Genomic DNA, 8,517 nt, shown 5'->3' with positions numbered 1-8,517 from the left:
ATATATCACTTATAGAGTAATTTAATTGCATCATATTCAAAATTTTATGTGCTTTAGTTATAGAAATATGATTAAAATGAACCTTTAATCTGTTCCTATAAAATATTTGATTTGCGTATTCTAAGTCTTTTTCAGAATCATTAATGTAAACGTGAATGTGTTTAGATCTATATTTTATTTGGCTATTGTATGAGTGTTTTACTGTTGTTTCGATACAGTAAACATTGTTTAAACTTTTAAATTTCATTATAATTATATTGCCCTTTCTATTTGGTTGTTATATTTATATTTTAGGGCAAAAATTATAAAAGTGGGGTTCAATTTTGGAACCTCACTTTTATAATGAATAGTTAGCATAACTTATTAATTTTTAACTAAAAGTGCTGTTTATAATAAAAAACAACTTTCCATAGAAAATTGTTAATACATAATATCATTGTTTTTATTAATTAATGGTGCAACGATGTTATATGTAAAAAAGATGACGAACATATTAAATCATATTTTTATAGGGCTGAACATAATATGTTGGAACATATATGTTATTATAGTTCCTTCAGCTGCAGAACTGTTTGTTGCAGAATAATCAGCTAATGAAAGTAATGGAACATTAACGAGCTCAATTAGAGCTGAAAAAATAACTATTGGAACGATGACAGAGTAATGTTTAGGTTTCATTTTATATCTTGAAATAATTAAGAAAATAATCATACAAATATATCCTGACAGCATAAATATAATTAGTAGCGTTTTGTTAGGTATTACACTAAAGTTTTTAATTGTAGAATCATCTATTTTCAAAAATACAACTATAAATATTGCTAAACAAGCTAGAGACATTATTGTGACGGAGGCAATCAAATTAGCATTTAGTAATAAGTGTTCTGTACCTACAATAGCTATTTGCTTACGTTTTTCGTTCAAAAGAATAATTTTATTTTCAAGTTTGTAAATCTTATTTGCATCTTGATCGTTTAGTTTGTAATTGGTCAAGGTTGTCTTTAATTTATAAATTCTATTTTCTAAAGCAGCGTCTCTAAAAGCACCGCCAAAAACGAATTTTAGTATTTTTAGAAATAAAATTCCAATTAAGCCTGATATTACACCATCAACCACGGCTGCTAAGGTGTAATAAATATTGTAAAAGGTTGGAAACATTGCGAACGAAATTAAGTCGCTTATTAACCCAACAATTCCACCAACAATAGGGCCAAAGATAAAGCCGCTAATTTTAATCGGCAAACCGATAAAGCTTATTTTATAGGTAGGAATGGAAATCAATGGCACAAACGAAGCGAAAATAACAAAGATAACAACCGAAATAGCAATTAAAATACCGATAAACGCAATTTTACGAATTGAAAGCTTTGGAAGTATTTTAAATTCAGTTATAAAGTCATTAAATTTGTTTCATTTGCTTTGTTTTGTGTTCATGTAATAATTATATAAATATTTAAGATAATACCCCTAAAATGTTAAAATTTATATATTAATATTATTGAAAAGAAAGGCTCAAAAATATGAAACTTTTTAAAGAATTATCAACAACAAGAAATTCATCTGTTTTATTAAAAGCTACTTTTAAAGATGAATGTAATTGTGCGCTTTTAATTAAAAAAATGTACGCTATAACTGAATATTTGAGTGAAAATGAAGCAGTTGCTTATATGGGTGATAAAAAAGAATTAGATTATGCAGGCTTATTAGCATTTTTCAAATCTTTAGCACAAAATGCATCTAGAAGCTATCAAGTAGATCTCAAATCATTTACAACCGAAAACATTTGCTTAAATACTGTTATTGAAGCATTTATTAGAGCGTTTTACTTTGTAAAAGGCGAAATTTATAGTGTTAAAGCTAAATGCGAAAACGAAGAAGAATTTGACGTATTACCTTATGTAACAGAGGTTTCAGAATGTAATAAAGAAGCGTTAAATAAAGCAATTATTTTAGCTGAAGCTACAAACTTTGCTAGAAACTTGCAAATTATGCCACCTAATGTATGTAACTCAGAATTTTTAGCTGAGTTTGTTGCTAAAGACTTAGCTCAATATGAAAATCTTAAAGTTACAGTTCTTAATAAAAAACAAATTGAAGAACATAAAATGGGATTATTACTTTCAGTTAATAGAGGAAGTATGTATGAACCTCGTGTAGTCGTTATTGAATATACAGGCGATCCTGAATCTCAAGAAAAAACAGCTATGATTGGTAAAGGTATTACATTTGATTCAGGTGGATATTCACTTAAACCATCAAGAAGTATGTTAGGTATGAAATTTGATATGTCGGGTTCTGTAATTGTTGCATCAGCAATGAAAGCTATTGCACAATTAAAACCTAAGAAAAATATTTCTGCAATTATGTGTATTACAGACAATAGAGTTAATGGTGACGCTTCATTACCTGATTCAGTTTGAACAGCTATGAACGGTAAAACAGTTGAAATTAATAACACAGACGCTGAAGGTCGTCTAGTTATGGCTGATGGTTTAACATATGGTGCAAGAATTCTAAAGGCGACACGTTTAATTGATGTTGCAACATTAACGGGTGCAATTTTAGTTGCCTTAGGTACAACTTACACAGGTATTTGATCTACAACAGAAAAAGCTTGAGAAGAATTTTATAAAGCTGCAGAAAAATCACACGAATTAGTTTGAAGAATGCCATTTGATAAAGCATTCTCAAGAAACATTAAAGCTTCAAAAGTTGCTGACTTAAAAAACACTGATTTATCAGGTAATGCTGGCTCTTGTTCAGCTGCTATGTTCTTGAAAGAATTTACAGATGGTGTTGAATACATTCACTGTGATGTTGCTGGAACAGCTGAAATCGATGAAATGCCTCAAGGTGTATTAGTTAAAACATTAACTGAATTAAGTTTAATATAGTGTTAAATTTTCAAAAGACCTTATGTATAGACATATTGGTCTTTTTATTCTTATGCATTTTAACTAAAAAGGAGTAAATATGTATTTAAAAAGCGGATCAGGACAACTTGAAGTTATTACGGGCCCAATGTTTTCAGGTAAAACTGAAGAATTACTTAAAAGAATAAAAATCTTAGAAATAGCAGGAATTAAAACCTTAATCATAAAACCTCAGTTTGATAGTCGTTTTAGTCAAAATGAAATAGTAAGTAGAACAGGAGCTAAAATTAACGCTATTAATGTAAATAAAGCAAGTGAAATCTTAGATTACTATGATTCATCGTATAAAGCAGTTGCAATAGATGAAGTGAACTTTTTAGATGAGTCATTAATGGATGTTATTGATCAACTAATTTATAAAGGAACAAGAGTAATATGTTCGGGTCTGGATATGGATTTTTTAAGAAGACCTTTTGGAATAATGCCTCAGGTTCTGGCTGTAGCAGATAGTGTTACAAAATTAAAAGCAGTTTGTTTATCCTGCAAGTCCGATGCTGGCTTTAGTTATAGAAAAATTCAAAACAATGATACGTTTGTTTTAGGCGATTCGGAATATGAAGCTAGATGCAGAATTTGCCATATAAAAGGCGAAAAAGTTAGAAAATAAAATTAGCACACTCGCAAAAGTGTGCTTTTATTATTAATTAAAATTGTAAGTTTTAAAGCTTTCATTTACATTAGCATAATCAATAGTTAGATTTTCGCCTTTTCATAAAGTACAACAGTGTTTATATGGCAAGACAAAGTTTAAATATGCCTTGTTTATATTATGTTTAGTCTTGTTAACAATTGATAATGTGTTGACTGGTTTTTTAAATAATGAGTGCTTAATTTGACAGTCAATTGTAGAAGGTTTAGACAAGTCTAATTGTTTTTCTGTATAATCACTATTTGTAATTAAGTCATCTAATAATGTTAAATTATCATTCTTTTTATAAAAATGAGATATTCTTGAAATTAGAGCACAACCAGGGACAAAAAATGAAAGTATTCCTAAAGGTGATAATCACATAAGAAGTCAATTATATTGAATGTATTGAAAACCCTTATGTGCATTTATTATCATATAAACTAAAGCTATAATATTTGGTATTAAAGTAACAACTAGTAATGTAATTGAAACAATGAAGAATAATTTCATTCAGTATTTGAGTATTTTTTCATTAATTTTAATATTTTCAGCAGTATAGCAGTAAGCTACAATGTACAATCTTTTAATAAATCCTGTTGAATTTCAATATAGGATATACCACAACATAATTGTCATTAAAATTAAAAGTACTAATATTTCTAATATTGAAAATAGCATATATACCTCCAATGTTTTATAAAGTTTTATTATTTGAAATAGTTTCAAGCACTATTTCAAAGTTTTTAATAATACCTTGTTCTCTAGCTAAACTATCAATATATTCCATATTTGGCAAGTTATCGCTTATTTGTAAAACTGCCGCAGCTTTTTTGTCATATCTTTTTGCTACTGCAAAAATTGCAAAACTTTCGCCGTCGACAACAGTTGAATTAGTTTCATCTATTGTTTCGGTAATAGATCTATTGCTATAATATACATCTGCAGAGTGTATACTTTCTAATCTATATGGAATGTTTAATTTTTGAGCTGATTCTTCTAATGATTCTGTAAGAATTTTATTTGGATAGTATACGTGTGAAAGTTCATTATTAACTAATCTGGAAATAGCTAAGTTATCACTATAAGCTCTATTTATAATTATTGTATCAAGCAACTTAATATCTGATACATATGAGCTGGCTGAACCACATCTAATTAAAACATCTACACCATATTCAACTATTAATTCAGTCGCAATAGTTCCTGCAGCATATTGTCCCATTCCATGACTTCCGAATGTAACTTTTTTACCTTTATATTCACCGGTAAAAAAGTTTTGGTTTCTTAAGTTGCTTACTTGTTTAACATTAGTAAGAAATTTATATGCCATAAATTCCATTCTTTTAGGATCACTAGATAACACAACTATTCTAGCAATTTCATTCTTTTTGGCATTAATATGTATTGACATTTTTCCTCATTTCTCTGTTTTATAGTATTTGTAAAAAAAATGTTAATTATCAAAAACAGTTTAAATTATTATTTACTTAATATATGTCATTGTATGAATAATGTTAAATAATTCTTATATAATTATAATCTTCAAAAATATAATACAAGGAAATAAGATGACAAAAACAAAAAAACTAGCCTTAACAAATATAATTTTATGAGTCTTTGCTTTCATAGTATCAATCGCTCTTTTTATTATTGCATTAAAAACTATTCATAACCTCACAGTACAACAGTATGAAAGTGCAAAGTCGGATAGTGAACCTAATTATGATGTTATTTCATCCACTCTTAGAATGCTGGCACCTCTTATAAGTCTTCAAATTATTGCTGTGATATTAGGGATTCCGACACTTGTAATTCATATTATTCTTCTAATTAAGTTCAAAAACAACACTGTAATAATGATTTTATTAATCGTTGGTTTCTTTGTGGGGGCCACAGCATTAGCAGCTTTCATTATGATTCTTTGTCAAAAAGAACAACAAAGTCAAAATGATGCTCAAAACATAACATTAAATAATCAAACTATATAAAACTATACTTAATAGAAGTGTTATCAAAGACTATTTATTAGTCTTTTTATTTTTATATATTCATTAAAAAGTGCAAAAATTTCCACTTATTTTCACTCTTTAATTACAAAAAAAAAAAAAAATATAATGTGCATAGGCAACGTTTTAGTTGCTTAGATTTTCTATAAATTAAAGGAGACTTTATGTCTAAAATTAAAAAATTATCGATTGCAAATATTATATTGCCTATTTTGGCAATTGTATTGGTTATAGTTGCGATGGTTATGGCAGCCGGAGCAGCCGGAGCAGCTGCAAGTACCACTGATTTAAGTTATGAGGCAAAAACTGCAACAGTTGTTGGTGCCTCATCAGGACTTATAGCAGTATTATTCATTGCATCATTTTCGGGTCTTGCACAATTTATCATTCAAATTATTATGACAATATTAGCATCAAAACACGAAAAGAAAACTATAATGATTTTATTAATTATTGGGTTCTTCGTACCAATTTTAACATTGGTTGCAAGTATTATGATATTAGCTAATAAAGAGATGTAATATAAATTGTTTAATAATATGTTATTAGTTAGTAATACTAATCTTTCAAAAGATGACTCCCACTATCTAATCAATTAATCCTTTTAAGATGGCAGTCTTGCCTTTTGAAAGGTTTTAATATAAATTCAAAAGCTTAAAAATAGTGCAGAAATTTTCTGCGCTATTAATTTATTATTTTTTTGGATACAACAAACTTGCCAGCAAATACATCTAAAATATATGAATTATTTGATTTTATTGAACCATCAATTATTTGGTATGCTAATAAACTTTCAATATTATTTTGGATATATCTTCTAATTGGGCGGGCTCCAAAATTAGGATCATAAGCTGTTTTAGCAACATATTCAACTAATTTTGGAGTATATTCTAATTTAATATCCTTAGAATCCTTAATTCTTCTAATTAATTTATTTAATTCTAGTTCTACAATTTCTTGAATTACTTTTTCTGAAAGTGGTTCAAACTTGATTATTTCGTCAATTCTATTGACAAATTCAGGACTTAGGAATTTTAATAATTCAGCTTTTAACCCTGGCATTTCATCATTAAGTTTATTAATGATTTCCGAAGAACCAATATTAGATGTCATAATCACTATAAGATTTCTACAGTTAATCATCCTGCCTTGCGAATCGGTAAAAGCACCATTATCAAGAATTTGTAAAAGAATATTTAAAACATTTCTGTCCGCTTTTTCAATTTCATCAAATAATAAGATTGTGTAAGGATTCTTTCTGATTTTTTCAGCTAAGGAACCGCCTGAATCAAATCCAACATATCCTGGAGGAGCTCCTATAATTTTAGAAACACTATGCTTTTCCATATATTCGGACATATCTAATCTAATCATTTGTTTTTCACTATCAAATAATGAAAACGCTAATGCTCTAGCTAGTTCGGTTTTTCCGACGCCTGTAGGCCCCATAAATAAGAAACTTGCCAAAGGTCTATTAGGGTCATTAATATCCGCTTTTGCTCTTAAAACAGCTTTTGTAACTAAGCTAATTGCAACATCTTGGCCTTTAATTCTAGATTTAAGATCATTTTCTAAATTTAATAATTTTTCTTTATCACTTTCAAGAAGTTTTGTAATTGGGATTTTAGTTCATTTGGAAACAATTCCAGCAATTTCTTCAGCAGTTACACTATCTTTGATTAATGATGTGCTATTATTAACTTCTTTTTCAATTTCTGAAATTTTCTTTTCTGTTTTAGGAATTTCAAAATACAAAATTCTAGAAGCGTTATCATAGTCAGCATCTTTTTGATAGATTTGAAGTTTATATTTTAAATCATCTAAATATTTTTTAAGTTTAGATAATTCTTCAAGTCTTTGCTTTTCTGTGTTTCATTTTTGTTGTAATTGATTAATTTTTTCATCAATTGATTTAAGTTCTAAATCAATTTCATTAATTCTTTTTTCATTTTTAACTTCATCATCGCTAATAGCAATTTTTTCCATTTTTAGCTTAGATAATTTTTGTTTTAATTTTTCCAAATCTTCTGGTTCATAGTTAATTTCGGTTTTTATAGTTGCAGCAGCTTCATCAACTAAGTCGATAGCTTTATCTGGTAAGAATCTATCCGAAATATATCTAGCACTTAATCTTGCAGCTGCTACAAGAGCTTCGTCTTGAATTTTAACATTGTGATAGTTTTCAAATCTTGCTTTAATACCACGTAAGATTGTAATAGTATCATCAATTGATGGTTCTTTCGCATCAACTCTTTGCATACGTCTTTCAAGAGCTGCATCTTTTTCAATATACTTTCTATATTCATCAAAAGTAGTAGCACCAATTAAGTGCATTTTACCTCTAGCCATTAGTGGTTTAATGATATTAGCGGCATCCATACCACCATCAGCGTTTTTACCAGTTCCAACTAACATATGTATTTCGTCAATAAAAACAATAATTTCACCTGCTGAATCTTCGATTCTCTTTAAAACATCTTTAAGTCTTTTTTCAAATTGACCTTGATATGATGCACCTGCTATCATACTTGCTAAGTCTAATTCGTATACATCTTTATTTTTTAAGTTTTCGGGTACCTGTCCTTCAACTATTTTTCTAGCTAATCCTTCAACTATAGCAGTTTTACCAACACCTGGCTCACCAACTAAAACGGGATTATTTTTTGTTTTACGGCTTAATATACGAATGATACGTCTAATTTCATCATCTCTGTTAATAACTGGATCTAGCTCGTGTCTTGCTGCTAGATCAGTTAAATTTCTTCCGTAAATTTTAAGTGGGTCTTGTTCATTTTTCTTATCTGAACTTTTGTTATCCATATTAAATAAATCTTCAAAATTAAAATCCATTTTGCCTCCTTTATTTTTATGTAATATATTAATTTTAGCACTCTTTTACTTAGACTGCTAAAATATTTTATTTTTTTATAAAAAGCTGGTTTTGCCA

Annotated in this window: 9 protein-coding genes; 4 read left to right on the top strand and 5 right to left on the bottom strand. The window is 28.3% G+C overall.

The genetic code is table 4. From position 1 onward, the window contains the following. Together T390_RS04050 and T390_RS0100325 are read right to left on the bottom strand one after the other, a co-directional pair. Positions 1-247 (bottom strand): hypothetical protein (locus T390_RS04050; RefSeq protein ID WP_027334573.1); only part of this gene is annotated, 247 nt, incomplete at its 3' end. Between the two features lie 173 nt (positions 248-420). Continuing rightward, positions 421-1,434, bottom strand: coding sequence for an ECF transporter S component (locus T390_RS0100325; RefSeq protein WP_027334572.1), 1,014 nt, complete (start codon positions 1,432-1,434; stop codon positions 421-423). An 86-nt stretch (positions 1,435-1,520) separates the two neighbouring features. Here T390_RS0100325 and T390_RS0100320 point away from each other — a divergent pair, with 86 nt between their 5' ends. Together T390_RS0100320 and T390_RS0100315 are read left to right on the top strand one after the other, a co-directional pair. After that, positions 1,521-2,894 (top strand): M17 family metallopeptidase, encoded by a 1,374-nt coding sequence (locus tag T390_RS0100320; protein ID WP_027334571.1) that lies wholly within the window; start codon positions 1,521-1,523, stop codon positions 2,892-2,894. Positions 2,895-2,973: 79 nt separating this feature from the next. Further along, positions 2,974-3,540 (top strand): thymidine kinase, encoded by a 567-nt coding sequence (locus tag T390_RS0100315; RefSeq protein WP_027334570.1) that lies wholly within the window; start codon positions 2,974-2,976, stop codon positions 3,538-3,540. Between the two features lie 33 nt (positions 3,541-3,573). Here T390_RS0100315 and T390_RS0100310 read toward each other — a convergent pair whose 3' ends face one another. Together T390_RS0100310 and T390_RS0100305 are read right to left on the bottom strand one after the other, a co-directional pair. Then, on the bottom strand, positions 3,574-4,242 hold the full coding sequence (locus T390_RS0100310) for a hypothetical protein (RefSeq protein WP_027334569.1): 669 nt from the start codon (positions 4,240-4,242) through the stop codon (positions 3,574-3,576). Between the two features lie 16 nt (positions 4,243-4,258). Beyond that, positions 4,259-4,975 carry a phosphorylase family protein gene (locus T390_RS0100305; RefSeq protein ID WP_027334568.1) on the bottom strand — a complete coding sequence of 239 codons (717 nt, stop codon included), beginning with the start codon at positions 4,973-4,975 and terminating at the stop codon, positions 4,259-4,261. A gap of 157 nt (positions 4,976-5,132) precedes the next feature. On the opposite strand from T390_RS0100305, the gene T390_RS0100300 reads away from it, so the two are divergent. Next, positions 5,133-5,552 carry a hypothetical protein gene (locus tag T390_RS0100300; protein ID WP_027334567.1) on the top strand — a complete coding sequence of 140 codons (420 nt, stop codon included), beginning with the start codon at positions 5,133-5,135 and terminating at the stop codon, positions 5,550-5,552. 182 nt (positions 5,553-5,734) lie between these two features. Beyond that, positions 5,735-6,091, top strand: coding sequence for a hypothetical protein (locus T390_RS0100295; RefSeq protein WP_027334566.1), 357 nt, complete (start codon positions 5,735-5,737; stop codon positions 6,089-6,091). Positions 6,092-6,254: 163 nt separating this feature from the next. Here the strand turns inward: T390_RS0100295 and T390_RS03630 are convergent, their stop codons facing one another. Beyond that, the gene (locus tag T390_RS03630; protein ID WP_051590821.1) at positions 6,255-8,420 is read right to left on the bottom strand and encodes an ATP-dependent Clp protease ATP-binding subunit; all 2,166 of its coding nucleotides are present in this window, start codon (positions 8,418-8,420) and stop codon (positions 6,255-6,257) included. Positions 8,421-8,517: the final 97 nt, after the last annotated feature.

This window comes from Mycoplasmopsis felifaucium ATCC 43428 (assembly GCF_000687775.1).
GTDB lineage: Bacteria > Bacillota_I > Bacilli_A > Mycoplasmatales > Metamycoplasmataceae > Mycoplasmopsis > Mycoplasmopsis felifaucium.
The sequence above is the reverse complement of the archived record's forward strand: the minus strand, read 5'-3'. Positions and strand labels throughout refer to the sequence as shown.